Annotated in this window: 13 protein-coding genes and 2 pseudogenes; 7 read left to right on the top strand and 8 right to left on the bottom strand. The window is 70.9% G+C overall.

What is annotated here, in order from left to right; translation table 11 throughout:
- Window positions 1-57 precede the first annotated feature (57 nt).
- The gene (gene aceB, locus ABH928_RS34905; protein ID WP_370072752.1) at window positions 58-1701 is read left to right on the top strand and encodes a malate synthase A; all 1644 of its coding nucleotides are present in this window, start codon (window positions 58-60) and stop codon (window positions 1699-1701) included.
- 113 nt (window positions 1702-1814) lie between these two features.
- On the opposite strand, the gene ABH928_RS34900 is transcribed toward aceB, so the two are convergent.
- From ABH928_RS34900 to ABH928_RS34865, 8 genes are all read right to left on the bottom strand, one after another.
- Entirely contained in the window at window positions 1815-2768 is a 954-nt protein-coding gene (locus tag ABH928_RS34900) for a zinc-binding alcohol dehydrogenase family protein (RefSeq protein ID WP_370072751.1), read from the bottom strand.
- Between the two features lie 94 nt (window positions 2769-2862).
- Entirely contained in the window at window positions 2863-4353 is a 1491-nt protein-coding gene (locus ABH928_RS34895) for a hypothetical protein (protein ID WP_370072750.1), read from the bottom strand.
- A gap of 252 nt (window positions 4354-4605) precedes the next feature.
- Window positions 4606-5991 (bottom strand): 8-oxoguanine deaminase, encoded by a 1386-nt coding sequence (locus ABH928_RS34890; RefSeq protein WP_370072749.1) that lies wholly within the window; start codon window positions 5989-5991, stop codon window positions 4606-4608.
- A 164-nt stretch (window positions 5992-6155) separates the two neighbouring features.
- Window positions 6156-7070 carry a factor-independent urate hydroxylase gene (gene pucL / locus ABH928_RS34885; protein WP_370072748.1) on the bottom strand — a complete coding sequence of 305 codons (915 nt, stop codon included), beginning with the start codon at window positions 7068-7070 and terminating at the stop codon, window positions 6156-6158.
- A 4-nt stretch (window positions 7071-7074) separates the two neighbouring features.
- On the bottom strand, window positions 7075-7389 hold the full coding sequence (gene uraH, locus ABH928_RS34880; RefSeq protein WP_370072746.1) for a hydroxyisourate hydrolase: 315 nt from the start codon (window positions 7387-7389) through the stop codon (window positions 7075-7077).
- 98 nt (window positions 7390-7487) lie between these two features.
- Window positions 7488-8003, bottom strand: coding sequence for a 2-oxo-4-hydroxy-4-carboxy-5-ureidoimidazoline decarboxylase (gene uraD / locus ABH928_RS34875; RefSeq protein WP_370072745.1), 516 nt, complete (start codon window positions 8001-8003; stop codon window positions 7488-7490).
- Window positions 8004-8139: 136 nt separating this feature from the next.
- Entirely contained in the window at window positions 8140-8520 is a 381-nt protein-coding gene (locus ABH928_RS34870) for a helix-turn-helix domain-containing protein (protein WP_370072744.1), read from the bottom strand.
- On the bottom strand, window positions 8517-8825 hold the full coding sequence (locus tag ABH928_RS34865; RefSeq protein ID WP_370072743.1) for a thiamine-binding protein: 309 nt from the start codon (window positions 8823-8825) through the stop codon (window positions 8517-8519). Before ABH928_RS34865 ends, ABH928_RS34870 begins: the two co-directional genes overlap by 4 nt.
- A 146-nt stretch (window positions 8826-8971) precedes the next feature.
- On the opposite strand from ABH928_RS34865, the gene ABH928_RS34860 reads away from it, so the two are divergent.
- The 6 genes and pseudogenes from ABH928_RS34860 to alc all read left to right on the top strand — a co-directional run.
- Entirely contained in the window at window positions 8972-9826 is an 855-nt protein-coding gene (locus tag ABH928_RS34860; protein WP_370072742.1) for a TIM barrel protein, read from the top strand.
- A gap of 46 nt (window positions 9827-9872) precedes the next feature.
- Window positions 9873-10793, top strand: a pseudogene (locus ABH928_RS34855) (2-hydroxy-3-oxopropionate reductase); the annotation flags it as partial.
- A gap of 1 nt (window position 10794) precedes the next feature.
- Window positions 10795-12570, top strand: a complete 1776-nt coding sequence (gene gcl / locus ABH928_RS34850) for a glyoxylate carboligase (protein WP_370072741.1) — start codon at window positions 10795-10797, stop codon at window positions 12568-12570.
- A 102-nt stretch (window positions 12571-12672) separates the two neighbouring features.
- A complete protein-coding gene (locus ABH928_RS34845; protein WP_370072740.1) occupies window positions 12673-13827 on the top strand; it encodes a glycerate kinase in 1155 nt (384 codons plus the stop codon).
- 278 nt (window positions 13828-14105) lie between these two features.
- On the top strand, window positions 14106-15449 hold the full coding sequence (gene allB / locus ABH928_RS34840; protein ID WP_370072739.1) for an allantoinase AllB: 1344 nt from the start codon (window positions 14106-14108) through the stop codon (window positions 15447-15449).
- A pseudogene (gene alc, locus ABH928_RS34835) lies at window positions 15446-16471 on the top strand (allantoicase); the annotation flags it as partial. The gene allB and the pseudogene alc, both read left to right, overlap by 4 nt.
- Window positions 16472-16528 lie beyond the last annotated feature (57 nt).

The raw sequence follows: 16528 nt of genomic DNA, 5'->3' as shown, positions 1-16528 counted from the left end.
CGTCAGGGCGCTTTCGATCATCCGCATCTTCTGAGTCTGAACGAGGAGCCCGTGTCCATGGGTGCAGCACAGGAATCCGTCAGCGAACCTCCACTCGCCGGGGTCGAGGTCACCGGCCCGGACGTCGACCGTGGGGACGAGGTGCTGACCCCGGCCGCACTGGCCTTCGTGGCCGATCTGCACCGCCGTTTCAACCCCCGCCGCCGTGAGCTGCTGGCACTGCGGAAGGAGCGTCGCGCCCGGATCGCCGAGACCGGGACGCTCGGCTTCCTTCCGGAGACCGCGGGTGTCCGCGCCGCCGAGTGGCAGGTCGCCCCGGCGCCACGCGCGCTGAACGACCGCCGCGTCGAGATCACCGGTCCGACCGACCGGAAGATGGCGATCAACGCCCTCAACTCCGGTGCCAAGGTCTGGCTTGCCGACTTCGAGGACGCCACCTCGCCGAGCTGGCGCAATGTCGTCGAGGGCCAGATCAACCTCACCGACGCGCTCGCGCGGCAGATCAACTTCACCACTCCCGAGGGCAAGAGCTACGCGCTCAAGCCGGACGCCGAGCTGGCCACCATCGTGGTCCGCCCGCGTGGCTGGCACCTGGAGGAGGCCCACCTCACCGTCGACGGCGAGCCGGTGGCCGGCGCGTTCTTCGACTTCGGCCTGTACTTCTTCCGCAACGCCGCCCGACTGCTGGCCCGTGGCGAGCAGGACCCCAACTCCGGCCCGTACTTCTACCTGCCGAAGACCGAGAGCCACCTGGAGGCGCGCCTCTGGAACGACGTCTTCGCGCACGCCCAGGCGGCGCTCGGGATCCCGCGCGGCACCATCCGCGCGACCGTGCTGATCGAGACGATCACCGCCGCGTTCGAGATGGAGGAGATCCTCTACGAGCTGCGCGAGCACGCCGCCGGCCTCAACGCGGGCCGCTGGGACTACCTGTTCTCCATCGTCAAGAACTTCCGCGACGCCGGTGAGCGCTACGTTCTGCCGGACCGCAACAGCGTGGGCATGACCTCGCCGTTCATGCGCGCGTACACCCAGCTCCTGGTGCAGACGTGCCACCGGCGCGGTGCGCACGCCATCGGCGGCATGGCCGCCTTCATCCCCTCCCGCCGTGACCCCGAGGTCAACGCCGCCGCCCTGACGAAGGTCCAGGCGGACAAGGATCGTGAGGCCGCCAACGGCTTCGACGGCTCCTGGGTGGCCCACCCGGACCTGGTCCCGGTCTGCCGCACGGCGTTCGACGCGGTTCTGGGGGACGCGCCGAACCAGAAGCAGGTCGTGCCCGCGGGCGAGGTGACCGGCGCACAGCTGCTGGACATCGCGGCGGCGGGCGGCAGTTGCACCCGCGTCGGCCTGCACAACGCGGTCCAGGTCGGCATCCGCTACATCGAGGCGTGGCTGCGCGGTCTGGGCGCGGTGGCGATCTTCAACATGATGGAGGACGCCGCCACCGCCGAGATCTCCCGCTCGCAGATCTGGCAGTGGATCCACAACGACGTGGTGCTCGCCGACACCGACGAGAAGGTCACCGAGGAGCTGGTCCGTCAGCTCGTCGCCACCGAACTCGCAGAGCTCCGTGCCGAGTTGGGCGAGGGGACGTTCGCGGCCGGCCGCTGGGCCGACGCGGCGCGGCTCTTCGAGGAGGTCTCGCTCGCGGCCGACTTCGCGGACTTCCTCACGCTTCCGGGATACAGCCTGCTCTAGCCCTGCAGTAGGGGCCCAGCTGTAGTCCCGGTCAAGAACAGCGGCGTCTCGCGCATACCTGGGGAGGTCCTGCGCGAGGCGCCGCTTATATGCATGTCGTGAGACGGAAGCTCTCAGCGGCGCGGGTCGAGCACCAGCTTGCCCGTGGTGGCCCGGGAGCGGAGCGCCTCGTGCACCAGGCGCGCGTCCGACAGCGGGAAGGTGCCGCCGACCTGCGGCTTGAGCTCGCCCGTCGCGACCAGCCGCAGCAGCTCCGCCATCGGCTCCGCGTGCAGGTCGGCGCGGCCGAGCGCGTGCATCAGCCAGAAGCCCACGACCGCGCGCGAGCGGCCCATCAGCGCGGCCGGGCTCAGCGGCTCCGGGTCCTGACGGGACGCCAGGCCGTAGGTGACCAGTCGGCCGAACGGCGCCAGCGCGGCCAGCGAGGCGTCGAAGACCGGGCCGCCGGTCATCTCCAGCACGATGTCGACCTTCTGGCCGCCGTTGGCCTCGACCAGCCGCTCCTTGAGGCCCTCCGGGTCCGCGTCGAGCGCCTCGTCCGCGCCGAGGGAGAGGGCGAGTTCGCGCTTCTCCTTGGTCGACGCGGTCGCGATGATCCGGCCCGCACCGAAGCGGCGGGCCAGCTGGACGGCGAGCGAGCCGGTGCCTCCGGCCGCTGCGTGCACGACGACGGACTCGCCGGGCGCGATCCGCGCCGACGTACGCAGCAGGTTCCACGCCGTGAGGCCCTGGACGACCAGGGCGAGCGCGGCGGCGTCGGAGACCTCGTCCGGGACCTCGGTCGCCATCGGCGCCCAGGCGCAGGCGCGTTCGGCGTAGCCGCCGGTGGCGGTGAGCGCGACGACGCGGCGACCGTCCTGGTCCCGGCCGACGACCTCGCCGCCCGGGATCATCGGCAGCGTGCTGCGGGACAGGTAGGAGTCCTCCACGGCGTGGGTGTCCGCGTAGTTGACCCCGGAGCCGTCCACCTCGATCAGCAACTGCCCCGGCTGCGGCTCCGGATCGGGCACCTCGGCCAGGCGCAGGACCTCGGGGCCGCCGAACTCGGTGATCTGGATCGCCTTCATGTGCACAGACTCCCTACCTACCCGCAAGTAACTCAGTGGTGCCCAACATACTCGCTGGTATGTCGCGAGGGAACCGGTCTGTTGCCGAACCCGCTCACGGCAGCCCACAGCGGTCGAGCAGCTCGTGCAGCCTCGGTGCGGGCTGCGCCGGGTTGGCCGCGACACTCTCGGCGCTATCGGGCCGGTCGAGCAGGTCGACCAGCAGGTCCTGCGGCAGCAGCGGATTGGCGGCGAACTCGCGGCGCACCTGCTCGCTGCTGTCGTCGAGGAGGGCGAGCGGCGGCTTCGCCAGGGTGGGATCGGCGGCGGCGAGCGCACGCACCTCGGGGTCGGCGTGGTCCAGCAGGTGGGCCAGCCCGGTGCGCGGCAGCCGGGAGAGCGTGCGCAGGTAGGCGCGCAGGCGCGGCGCGGCGAGGAACGCCTCCAAGACGGTGGACGGCGGCGCGAGCGGATGGTTGCAGGCCAGCAGGATCCGCACGTCCGCGTCGGGGTCCTCAGCCAGGCGCGCGACGACGGCCTCCGGGAGCTGGTGACACGTCGCCGCGACCCGGCGGAGCAGCGGGTGCTCGGATCCGGCGCACGCCTCGTACCAGCTCGGGTCCGGTTCGAAGAACGCCTCGCCGACGTAGCCGACCTGCTCGGCCGAGTGACCGACGACCCGGTCGATGGCGTTCCGCTGCGGCCAGGTGCGCGGCAGCGGGTGTCGGGTCGCCCGGATCCGCACCGCCTCCTCCGGGTCGGCGGCGAGCTCGGCAAGCAGTGCGGGACCGAGATCGGCACGGGCCGCAACCCGCTCCCGCACCTCTGGGTTGGGACAGCGGGCCAGCCGGGCGACTGCGTCGGCGGGGGTGTGCGGGTTGTAGGCGAGCGCCCAAAGGTCCCGTCCCTCGGCGAGACACCGCTCGGCCACTGCGGGGGCGACGGCGTGGTTGGTGAGCAGCCACGACCGGTGGTGGCTGTTCTGCTCCCCGAGATCTGCCGCCATGGCGTCCGGGTCGAGCACGCGACTGTTCTCGTGTGCCGCCTGACGGACCGACGGATCGGGGTCCGCCAGCAGCGCCTCCCGCTGCTTCGGGGTGAGCCAGAGCCAGTGCCCGGTGGCGCGGGCGCGCAGCACGGGGTCCGGGTGGTCGGGCAGCCGACGGCGGAAGGCGTGCGGAATCTGCCCGGAGAACTCCAGGTCATCCCGGATCTCGTCGGCGGTCACCAGCCGGCTCGGGTCGTCGTTCCGCGCGGTGAGAAAGGTGATCAGCACGTCGTCCGGCAGCGGCTCGGCCGGTCCCAGGCGGGGGTGCGGCCCGGCGGCGAGGGATGCGCGGACCAGTGAGTCCAGGTCGTCGACCAGTCGGCCGCGCTGCGCAGCCGGAAGGTGCCGGTTGCGGGCCAGGGCCCGGCGCACGCCGCGGTCCCGGTGGACGACCGCCGCCTCGACGAAGTCCGCGGGCAGTGCGCGTTGCCCGCAGAGCAGGGGCCACACCTCGCGCGCTGCCGGGTCGAGCATCCTCAGCAGCACGTCCGTGGGAGCTGCGGGGTTGGCGGCGGCGCCGCGCAGCCAGAGCTCGGGGAGGGGGTTGGCAGGCGACACCGGCACATCATGACAAGTGATCGTTTCCCGCGCACTCGCGCATCCGGGCGATTTCCCGCAGGTGGGGCCCCTGGAGAACAGGCCCCGCACACGCCGGAGCCCCGGACCCTCGCCGTGGGTCCGGGGCTCCGGTCCTCCGCACGGCGAGCGTGCGGAGGAGCCCGGGCCGCGCACCGTCCCAGCGCGCGCCCGGAGTTCAGAGAGGTGGTGCCAGTTCAGAGGTGGTGCGAAGGGAGAGGCGACGCGGCCGGATCAGCCGCGCGAGGCGAGCTCCTTGGCCGCGTCGGCGCAGGCCTTGGCGATGCGGTCCTCGTTCACCCGGGTGAGCGTGCCGTTCTCGACGACCGGACGGCCGTTGACCAGCAGCAGGGAGAGCGGCGGCAGCGCGCCCATGACCAGCGCGGCGACCGGGTCGGCGATCGACGAGTGCATGATGCCGTCGACCTTCCACAGCGCCAGGTCGGCCAGCTTGCCGACCTCGACGGAGCCGATCTCGGCCTGGCGGCCCAGCACGCGGGCGCCGCCCATGGTGCCGAGGCGCAGCGTCTGGCGCGCGGTGAGCGCGTCGGGGCGGCCGTGGAGGCGGTTGATCAGCAGCGCGTTGCGCAGCTCGGTGCCGAGCTCGCCGGACTCGTTGGAGGCGGTGCCGTCGACGCCCAGGCCGACCGGTACGCCGGCCGCCAGCATGTCGGGGACGCGGGCGATGCCGGCCGCGAGACGGGCGTTGGAGGACGGGCAGTGCGCGACGCCGGTGCCGGTCTCGGCGAACTTCTTGATGTCGGAGTCGTTCATGTGGACGCAGTGCGCCATCCACACGTCCTCACCGAGCCAGCCGACCGACTCGAAGTAGTCGGTCGGGCCCATGCCGAACAGCTCCTTGCAGAACTGCTCCTCCTCGGCCGTCTCCGAGCCGTGGGTGTGCAGTCGGACGCCCTTGCGTCGGGCCAGCTCGGCGGCCTCCTTCATCAGCTCCGTGGTCACCGAGAACGGCGAGCAGGGGGCGATGGCGACGTGCAGCATCGAGCCGAAGGAGGCGTCGTGCCACTTGTCTACGGCCGCCTCGGAGGCGATCAGGATCTCCTCGGTCTTCTCCACCGCGTGGTCCGGCGGCAGGCCGCCGTCGCTCTTGCCGCGGGACATCGAGCCGCGCAGCGCGGTGAGGCGCATGCCGAGCTCGGCGACGCCCTCGATCGAGGCGCCGAGGATGTCACCGCCGTCCTGCGGGAACACGTAGTGGTGGTCCGAGGCGGTGGTACAGCCGGACTTGAGCAGCGCGGCGGCCGAACCCTGGGTGGCGGCGTGGACGAGCTTGGCGTCGATCCGCGACCAGGTCGGGTAGAGCGCGACCAGCCAGTCGAACAGGATGTTGTCCTGGGCGAGGCCGCGGGTGATCCACTGGTAGAAGTGGTGGTGCGTGTTGACCAGACCGGGGGTGACCAGGTGCCCCTCGGCGTTGATCCGGCGGACGACGTTGTCGAGCCATGCGGGGGCGGGGCCCTCGCCCACGGACTCGATCACGTTGTCGGCGATCACGACGTGGCCACGCGTGTACTCGGTGTCCAGCGCGTCCACGGTGGCGATCGCGGCGTTCTCGATGACGATGCGCTCGACCTGGCGGCCTGCGGTGGGATCGGTCATCTGTGGTGCTCCTCGGCGGCTTCGGGAGGCGCAGGGGCGTGGCTTCTCGGTGCCGCTGCCCGCTGCGCTCTCGCCCTTGGAAGGGATACCGCCGTCGGGTGGTGCTGCCCAGGGCGGGACGGCGGGAGAATCCCTGGGGTCGAGCTCTTCGGTTGTCGGGAGGGTCAGGCCACCGGGATGACCGGGGTGACGCCCTCGCGGTGCACGGAGCCCTCGATGAGACCGTACATCCGGTCTGCAGCGTAGTAGACCTCGTTGTCGTTCTCCATACCGAACGGGTCCAGATCCACGAGGAAGTGGTGCTTGTTCGGCAGCTCGAGGCGGACCTCGTCGACCTCGGAGCGGTTGTTCAGCACCCGGGTGCCCATGGAGTACAGGGTCTGCTGCAGCGAGTACGAGTAGGTCTCCGCGAAGGCCTCCAGCATGTGCTTGCGCACCTGCGCGTAGGAGCGGTCCCAGTTGGGCTCCGCCTCGTTGTCGACGCCGGTGAAGCCGAACTTCCAGCGCGCGGTGACCTGGGTGGCCAGGATCCGGTCGTACGCCTCCTTGAGGGTGGTGTACTCGTCCTTGATGTAGCCCCAGAACTCCGAGTTGGTGGAGTTCATCACGACCAGGTCCTTCAGACCGGAGATGATCTGGAAGCCGGTGCCGTCGTAGACGATCTCGGAGGTGCGGACCTCGGTGTTGCGGCGGACGAAGGAGTGGCCGACCTCCTGGCTGCCGATGAACCGGGCGTTGTTGTCCGGGATCGCGATGCGGTCCCAGACGTACTCCTCGACGCGGATCCGGGCGCGGTGGATCGACGGGGTGTCGTCCACGAAGTGGCGGGCCAGGAGTATGCCGAAGTTCTCCGGCGACTGGATGCCGAACTTCTTGGCGTAGGCGAACACGGTGTTCTTGGTCGTGTCCGTGGGCAGGCAGTTCGCGTTCGAGCCGGTCAGGTGGACGTCGTCCAGGTCGCCGGAGAGGGCGACGGAGACGTTCAGGTCCCGGATCTCGTGGCGGTTGCCGTTGCGGGTGATCCGTACGACGCGGTTCTCCGCCTTGCCGTACTGGTTCTGGCCGAGCACGTGGGCCATGGTTTTAGCTCCCTCGGTAGACGGAGTACCCGAACGGATTGAGCAGCAGGGGTACGTGGTAGTGGGCTTGGGCCGGGTCGACGTCGAAGACGATGACGACCTCGGGGAAGAAGGCGCCGGCGGTGGTGAACCGGAGACGCAGCACGGTGCCGGAGGTGAGATCCGGGACCGGAAGGTCCTTGCAGCGGCCGTCGGCGTCGGTGGTGGAGGCCCCGAGGGCCTTCCACGCGCCGTCGACCTGCTGGGCCAGCTCGACCGGGACGCCCTGCGCGGGCTTCCCGGAGCTGGTGTCCAGCACATGGGTGGAGATGGAGGTCATGTCGTCCTCACGGGATGGCCTGGGCGGTGGTGGCCGGTGACAGCCGGGAGCGGCGGCGTCGGGCCGCACGGCCCTGGACCGCCGGGGGTGGCGGACCGTCAGCTCTCGTCGAGCAGGCGGTCGATGCGAATGTCGTTGATCTTGCCGAGCTCGCCCCGGACGATCTCCCGCTCGGTGTCGGGGTCGTTCGGGAAGCGCTCGCCCAGCGCCGCGAGCATGGTCTCGGCGGTGCGACCGGTGGCGCAGATCAGGAAGACGTGGCCGAACTTCTCCTCGTAGGAGGCGTTCGCGGCCGCAAGGGAGTCCAGCAGCTCCTGCTGGGCGCCCTGGACGCCGGCCTGCTCGCGCTCGGAGGTGGCGTCGCCCTGCTTGGGCGTGCCGATCCGGGCGTGGCCGGCCATGGCGTCGTGCAGGTCGCCCGCTCCCAGGGCGGCCATCGCGTTGGCGTTGGCGCTGTGGAAGGCGACCCGGTCACGGAAGGGTCGGGAAAGCCGGACCAGCTTGGCCCAGGTGGGGCTGGAGCAGATCTCCAGCAGCAGAGCGTCCAGCTCGCCGTCCTCGGCCGCGTTGAAGCGGTCGAGGGAGGTTGGTGCCGGGGTGGCGGGTTGGGTCACTCGGGACCTCCAAAAGTGGGTGCCACGAGAAACGTAGGAGCCGCCACCCCTGATCGTCAACAGTTTGTTGAATAAAACCGCCGGGCTGTCGCCCGAAGGGACGTCTCGCGGGGTCCGCGCCCTGCACCGCCCCGGCTCAGTCCTGCTTTCCGTTCGTCTGCTGGCGGTTGAGGTAGTTGTAGACGGTGAACCGGCTGACGCCGAGTGCCGCCGCCACCGTCTCCACGCCGTGCCGGACCGTGAACGCGCCGCGCTCCTCCAGTAGGGCGACCACGCGCTGCTTGCCTGCCCGGTCCAGCTCGGTCAGCTCGCCGCCGCCGAACTGACGCTTGACGTCCGCCAGCAGCCGGTCGAGCGCACTCTCCAGGCCGGGCAGGCGCACCGCCACGGCGGGAGAACCCTCCCACTCCAGCAGCACGTCGTCGGGGCGCGCCTCGGCGACCTCGAACGCGCTGCCGCCCACTGCGTCGAGCAGTGGCTTGATGGCTATCGCCAGCGGGTGCTGCTCTCCGTTCATCCCGCTCCCTCCCCGCTGTCCGTGGAATCCGTCGGGGTCGTCGGGGCGTCCGCAAGCGGCTCGCCGTTCTCGGCAAGAACGCTCACCTGGAGCGAGATCCGGGTGGCCCCGTGGGCCAGGGTCTCGCGCACCAGGCGGTCGATCGCCTCGAGCGTCTGCTCGCGCTCGCCCTCGGCACTGGTGCCGAACGGGCCGACCTCGACGCTGAGCCCGGCGTCGTCGACCACGCGCCGGGCTGTCTTCGCATGTTCCGGAAAGCCGTCCAGCTCGAACGGCTCGGTCGTGAACTCCACCTTCAATCGCACGCCCGAAGCGTATCCGCGAAACGCGAGTTGCGGACCATCCCCTTGACAAAGTGTTGAAGGCTCGTGGCATAGTTTCGTCAAGCAGAAAATATCTTCCGCATAGTGGAATCAGCGGAACTCGTGAACTCGTGGAACCTGGTGATGGCATGACCGCCACTGCGCAGAGCTGGCTGAGCCAGCGCTGGACCGTGAACCTCTCGATCCTCTTCACTGAGCTGCCGCTGGTGGAGCGTCCCGCCGCGGCCAAGGCCGCCGGTTTCGACGCCGCCGAACTGTGGTGGACCCTCGACGGCCCCACCCCGCCTCAGGCCGACCTCGACGCCCTGCGCTCCGCGTTCGTGGACGCCGGCGTCCAGCTGACCGGCCTCAACTTCGACGCCGGCAACATGGCCGGCGGTGACAAGGGCCTGCTGTCGCGTCCCGCCGACTCGCAGCAGTTCCGCGACAACATCGCGGTGGCGGTCGGCCTGGCCGACTCCCTCGGCTGCAAGGCGCTCAACGCGCTCTACGGCAACCGCGTGGACGACGTACCGGTGAGCGTCCAGGACGAACTCGCCCTGGAGAACCTCGCGCTGGCTGCGCAGGCCGCGCACGGCATCGGCGCGGTCCTGCTGGTCGAGGCGCTGAACGCGCCGGAGGCGCCGCAGTACGGGCTGCTGTCGTCGAAGGACGCCGTCGCGGTGGTGGACGCGGTCAACAAGGCCACCGGCCTCGGGAACACGAAGTTCCTCTGCGACCTGTACCACCTGGCGCGCAACGGCGAGGACCTCGCCGCGGTGATCGCGGACTACGCGGACCGCATCGGCCACGTACAGATCGCCGATGTGCCGGGCCGCAACTACCCGGGTTCGGGTGAGCTCGACTTCCCCGGCCTTCTGGGCCAGTTGGACGCCGTTGGTTACGAAGGCTACATCGGCCTGGAGTACAAGCCCGTTGCGGGCGTGGCCTCGGCCGACTCCTTCGAGTGGCTTCCGCGCGAGCTGCGCCGCAGCGCTCGCTGACTTTGCCGGCCGCGCGGCAACCCAGGCGCGGCGCACCACACGACTTGCACCTTCCCCCCGGAGGAGAACTCCAATGAGCACCACCTCGCGCCGGATCGCCTTCATCGGCCTCGGCATCATGGGCAGCCCGATGGCCGCCAACCTCGTCAAGGCCGGCCACAGCGTCACCGGGTACAACCTGGTCCAGGCGCCGATCGACAAGCTGATCGCCGACGGCGGCAAGGGCGCGGCCTCCATCGCCGAGGCCGTCAAGGACGCCGAGATCGTCATCACGATGGTCCCGGCCGACCCGCAGGTCGAGGCCGTGTACTTCGGTGAGGACGGCGTGCTCGACAACGCCGCCGCCGGTGCGCTCCTCATCGACATGTCCTCGGTGACCCCGCAGATCTCGCAGCGCGTCGCCGCCGCCGCCAAGGAGAAGGGCCTGCGTTCCATCGACGCCCCCGTCTCCGGTGGCGAGGCCGGTGCCATCGAGGGCGTGCTCTCGATCATGGTCGGTGGCGAGCGCGCCGACTTCGACGAGGCCGAGCCCGTCCTGAAGGTGCTGGGCACCACCGTCGCCCTGGTCGGCCCGTCCGGCTCCGGCCAGACCGTCAAGGTCGCCAACCAGCTGATCGTCGCCGTCAACATCCAGGCGTGCGCCGAGGCCGTGGTCTTCCTGGAGAAGTCCGGCGTGGACCTCGAGGTCGCCCTCGACGTGCTCAACGGCGGCCTGGCCGGCTCGACCGTGCTGACCCGCAAGAAGAACAACTTCCTGAAGCGCGACTTCGCGCCGGGCTTCCGCCTCGACCTGCACCACAAGGACATGGGCAACCTGCTGTCCGCCGCGCGTGCCGTCGAGGTCCCGCTGCCCACCGCGGCGCTGGTCGCCGACTTCATCACCGCGATGCGCAACGCCGGCGACGGCGGGCTGGACCACTCCGCCCTGCTGCGCAACCTGGAGCGCCTGTCCGGAAAGGTCAAGTGACATGGCACGGATGACCGCGGCCGAGGCCGCCGTTGAGATCCTCAAGCGTGAGGGCGCGACCAACCTGTTCGGCCTGCCCGGCGCTGCGATCAACCCCTTCTACTCCGCGATGCGCAAGCGCGGCGGCCTGCACCACACGCTGGCCCGCCACGTCGAGGGCGCGTCCCACATGGCCGAGGGCTACACCCGGGCCGAGGCCGGCAACATCGGTGTCTGCATCGGGACTTCGGGCCCGGCCGGGACCGACATGATCACCGGTCTCTACTCCGCCAGCGCGGACTCGATCCCGATCCTCTGCATCACCGGCCAGGCCCCCGTGGCCAAGCTGCACAAGGAGGACTTCCAGGCGGTCGACATCGCGTCCATCGCGAAGCCGCTGACGAAGATGGCCGTCACCGTGCTGGAGCCGGCCCAGGTGCCGGGTGCCTTCCAGCAGGCCTTCCACCTGATGCGCTCCGGTCGTCCCGGCCCGGTCCTGATCGACCTGCCGATCGACGTGCAGATGGCGGAGATCGAGTTCGACATCGACACCTACGAGCCGCTGCCGGTCTACAAGCCGTCCGCGACCCGTGCCCAGGTGGAGAAGGCGCTCGACCTGCTCCAGGCGAGCGAGCGTCCGCTGATCGTCGCCGGTGGCGGCATCATCAACGCCGACGCGGCCGACCTGCTGGTCGAGTTCGCCGAGCTGACCGGCGTCCCGGTCGTCCCGACCCTGATGGGCTGGGGCACCATTCCGGACGACCACCCGCTCACCGCGGGCATGGTCGGCCTGCAGACCTCGCACCGCTACGGCAATGCGACGCTGCTGGAGTCGGACTTCGTGATCGGCATCGGCAACCGCTGGGCCAACCGCCACACCGGCAACACCGACATCTACACGGCCGGTCGCAAGATCGTCCACGTCGACATCGAGCCGACCCAGATCGGGCGCGTCTTCGCCCCCGACTACGGCATCGTCTCGGACGCCAAGGCCGCCCTGGAGCTGTTCGTCCAGGTCGCCCGGGAGCGCAAGGCGGCGTCGCTGCTCAAGGACTACAGCACCTGGGCCGCGTCCTGCCAGGAGCGCAAGGCGACGCTGCTGCGCAAGACCCACTTCGACAACGTGCCGGTCAAGCCGCAGCGTGTCTACGAGGAGATGAACAAGGCGTTCGGGCGCGACGCCCGCTACGTCACCACCATCGGCCTCTCGCAGATCCAGGCCGCGCAGATGCTCCACGTCTACAAGGAGCGGCACTGGATCAACGCCGGTCAGGCGGGCCCGCTGGGCTGGACCGTCCCGGCCGCGCTCGGTGTCGCCACCGCGGTGCCGGACGAGACCGTCGTCGCGCTCTCGGGTGACTACGACTTCCAGTTCATGATCGAAGAGCTGGCGGTCGGGGCGCAGTTCAACATCGGCTACGTCCACGTGGTCGTGAACAACGCCTACCTGGGCCTGATCCGTCAGGCGCAGCGCAACTTCGACATGGACTACTGCGTCCAGCTGTCCTTCGACAACATCAACGCTCCCGAGGTCAACGGCTACGGCGTGGACCACGTCAAGGTCGCCGAGGGCCTGGGCTGCAAGGCGATCCGGGTCTTCGAGCCCGGCGAGATCGCCGGCGCCCTGGAGCAGGCGAAGAAGCTGGTCGCCGAGTTCAAGGTCCCGGTCATCGTCGAGGTCATCCTGGAGCGGGTCACCAACGTCTCCATGTCCGGTGCCGACATCGACAAGGTCAACGAGTTCGAGGAGCTCGCGACCGAGCCCGGCGACGCGCCCACCGCTCTTCTCGGCGGCTGACGCGCGGTTCTAGTCTCCTCCCGGCGGCGTGATCCATCCGGTCGTGCCCGCGCCGCCGGGAGGTACTCCTCAATGAACACCGAACACGAAGGTGAGGCTGTCATGACGCAGAACCACACGACCCGAGGACAGGGCCACGTGGTGATCGCGCCCGACAAGTTCAAGGGCAGCCTCACCGGGTCCGAGGCGGCGGAGCACATCGCCGCCGGCGTGCGGCGCGCCCGTCCGGACGTCGAGGTGCGCACGCTGCCCGTCGCCGACGGCGGCGAGGGAACGGTCCTGGCGGCGGTCGCGGCGGGTTTCACCGCTGTGCCGACGCTGGTCTCCGGTCCCACCGGCGAGCAGGTCGAGGCGGTCTTCGCGGTCCAGGAGACGACCGCGGTGATCGAGGCGGCCCAGGCCAGCGGCCTGCAGCTGCTCCCTGGCGGGGTCAAGGCCCCGCTCACAGCGGGCAGTTACGGCACCGGCCAACTGATCCGCCGGGCCATCGACCTCGGCTGTACGAAGATCGTGCTCGGGCTGGGCGGCGTCGCCTGCACCGACGGCGGCGCGGGCCTGGCCCAGGCGCTCGGCGTGCGGCTGCTGGACGCCACCGGCCAGGAGCTGCCGCCCGGGGGAGCGGCACTGGCCCGCCTGGACTCGGTCGACCCGGGTCCGCTGGCGGACACTCTCTCCGGCGTCGAGTTCGTCGTCGCCAGCGATGTCGACAACCCCCTCCTCGGGGAGCGCGGCGCGCCCGCGGTCTACGGACCGCAGAAGGGCGCGACGCCGGACGACGTCGCCGAGCTCGACGCTGCACTGGCCCACTGGGCCGACCATGTCGCGAAGCTGACCGGCTCCGACCTGCGGGACGCGCCCGGCGCGGGCGCCGCGGGCGGCCTCGGCTTCGGCGCGCTGGCCCTCTTGGGGGCCTCTCTACGGCCCGGGATCGCGCTTCTGCTCGATCTCCTGGGCTTCGACCGGGCGGTGCGGGGAGCCCGCCTGGTCGTGACCGGCGAAGGTTGCCTGGACGTGCAGACCCTGCACGGAAAGGCGCCCGCCGGGGTCGCCGAGGCGGCGACCGGGGCGGGAGTCCCGGTCGCAGCCGTGGCCGGCCTGCTGGAGCTCAGTGAGGAACAGTGGCGCGCCGCGGGGTTTGTCGCTGCCCTTTCGCTCTCCGAGCTGGCCGGCCCCGGCGGTGACAGTCTCACCCGCGCCGCGGAACTGGCGGAGCTGGCTGGGGAGCGGCTCGCCGTCCAGCTCCTCGGCGCGGGCTGAGACGACCGCCCCTTCGGGGCATATTTCGCAGACTTTTCGTTGCACTGCCTCAGGGGCGCGAGGAACTGCGCGGCAAGCCATCCTGGGTGGTGAGTCGCCGTGCGAGCAGGACCATCCGCACTCGATGGTCGCTCGCGCAGTTCCTCGCGCCCCTGATGGATCCGTAGGTTCGCCCGAATCCGTCCGGAAACAACCCTTCAACAACTCGTTGAAAGAAACCGTTGACGTTTTGTTGAAGGCGACCATAGGCTCACGGCAACCCAATCAGGAGGCCCAAGTTGACCACGGTGTTCCGTTCCCGACACGTCGTCCTGCCGGACGGCGAGAACGCCGCCGACGTCGTCGTCAGCGAGGGACGGATCGTCGAGGTCCTGGCCCACGGTGCAGCCGCTGAAGGCCTGGGCGAGATCGTGGACCTGGGCGACGTCGCCCTCCTCCCGGGTCTCGTCGACACCCACGTGCACGTCAACGAGCCCGGCCGCACCGAGTGGGAAGGCTTCGCCACCGCGACCCGGGCCGCCGCGGCCGGTGGGGTGACGACGATCGTCGACATGCCGCTCAACTCGATCCCGCCGACCACGACGGTCGCGGGCCTCGAGGCGAAGCGCAAGGCCACCGACGGTCAGCTCTACGTCGACACCGGCCTGTGGGGCGGCGCCCTCCCGGACAACACCGGCGACCTGGCCGCGCTGCACGAGGCCGGCGTCTTCGGGTTCAAGAGCTTCCTCGCCCCCTCCGGAGTGGACGAGTTCCCGCACCTCAACGCCGGGCAGCTGGAAGCGGCCCTCGCCGAGCAGGCGCGGCTCGGGGCGCTGGCGATCATCCACGCCGAGGACCCGCGGATCCTCGACGCCGCCCCGCAGACGCCCGGCCCGCAGTACGCGGACTTCCTCGCCTCCCGGCCGGACGACGCCGAGACCGTCGCGGTGAGCGGTCTGCTCGCCGCCGCCAAGCGCACCGGCGCCCGCATCCACATCCTGCACGTGTCGTCCGCCGCCGTTCTGCCGCTCCTGCGCGCCGCCCGCGCCGAGGGCGTACAGGTGACCGCAGAAACGTGCCCGCATTACCTCACCCTGGCCGCCGAGCAGGTCCCGGCCGGTGACACCGCCTTCAAGTGCTGTCCGCCGATCCGCAGCGAGTCCAACCGCGACCAGCTGTGGGAGGCGCTCGCCGCAGGCGAGTTCGTCGGGATCGTCTCCGACCACTCGCCCTCCACGCCGGACCTCAAGCACCTGCCGCCCTTCGGCGGCGACGGCGACTTCGCCGCCGCCTGGGGCGGCATCGCCTCGCTGCAGCTGGGCCTCCCGGCGATCTGGACCGAAGCGCGCCGCCGCGGGCACAGCCTCGCCGACGTCGTCCGCTGGATGTCCGCCGGAACCGCGGCCTTCGTCGGCCTGACGACCAAGGGCGCGATCGCCCCCGGCATGGACGCCGACCTGGTGGCCTTCGACCCCGACGGCGAGTTCACCGTCGACCCGGCCGGACTGCACCACCGCAACCCCGTGACCCCTTACGCAGGCCGTTCGCTTTCCGGCGTCGTGCGCACCACCTGGCTCCGCGGTGAGCCGGTGGACGTCGCCGGCACCCCGACCGGCCGACTGCTGAACCGAGGAGAAGCATGACCGACATTCAGAGCCCCGCCTCTTTCACCGAGTTGGTCAACCTCGCGGCGCGGTCGCTGGGCGCGGGCGTGGTCGCCGCCAACGACGAGCTGTTCGCCGAGCGCGAGAACCTGATCGTCGCGAAGCCGGCCGAGTTCCGCCCGCACACCTTCGGCCACAAGGGCCAGATCATGGACGGCTGGGAGACCCGCCGCCGTCGCGGCATGAGCGCCGACCAGACGCACCCGACCGACGACGACCACGACTGGGCGATCGTCCGCCTGGGCGCCGCCGGCGTGATCCGCGGCGTGATCGTCGACACCGCGCACTTCACCGGCAACTACCCGGAGACCGCCTCGGTCGAGGCCGCCTCCGTGCCGGGCAACCCCTCGCCGGAGGAGCTCGCCGCCGCCGAGTGGACCGAGATCGTGCCGCGCACCGCGCTCAAGGGCGACACCGCCCACGAGTTCGCGGTCTCCGTCGAGCAGCGCTTCACCCACGTCCGCCTCAACATCTGGCCCGACGGCGGCGTGGCCCGCCTCCGGGTCCACGGCGAGGTCGTCGCCGACCCGCGCGACCTGGCCGGGCTCACCTTCGACCTGGCCGCCCAGGAGTTCGGCGGTGTCGCCACCGGCGCGTCCGACCGCTACTTCTCCTCCCCGCACAACCTCAACTCCCTCGGCCGCGCGGCCGTGATGGGCGAGGGCTGGGAGACCCGGCGCCGTCGCAACAAGGACAACGACTGGGTCGAGCTCGACCTGGTCAGCGAGGGCGAGGTGCTCGGCGTCGAGATCGACACCACCCACTTCGTCGGCAACTGCCCCGGCTGGGCCTCGATTTCGGGCAAGGACGCCGCCACCGGCGAGTGGGTCGAGCTGCTGCCGCGCACCCGGCTGCAGCCCGACACCCGCCACCAGGTCCGCGTCGAGCCGCGTACGGCCGTGACCGCCGCCCGCCTCGACGTCTACCCCGACGGCGGCGTGGCCCGGCTCCGGCTCACCGGTCGGCTGACCGAGGCCGGTCGTGCCGCGCAAGCGTTGCGCTGGCTCAACCTTCTGTCCGCCACCGAGGCCGAGCAGGCCCTCACCGCGGCGGGCCTC

This window comes from Streptacidiphilus sp. MAP5-3 (assembly GCF_041262505.1).
Classification (GTDB): Bacteria; Actinomycetota; Actinomycetes; order Streptomycetales; family Streptomycetaceae; genus Streptacidiphilus.
Note: the sequence above shows the minus strand (reverse complement) of the source record. Positions and strands in the feature narration are given on the sequence as shown.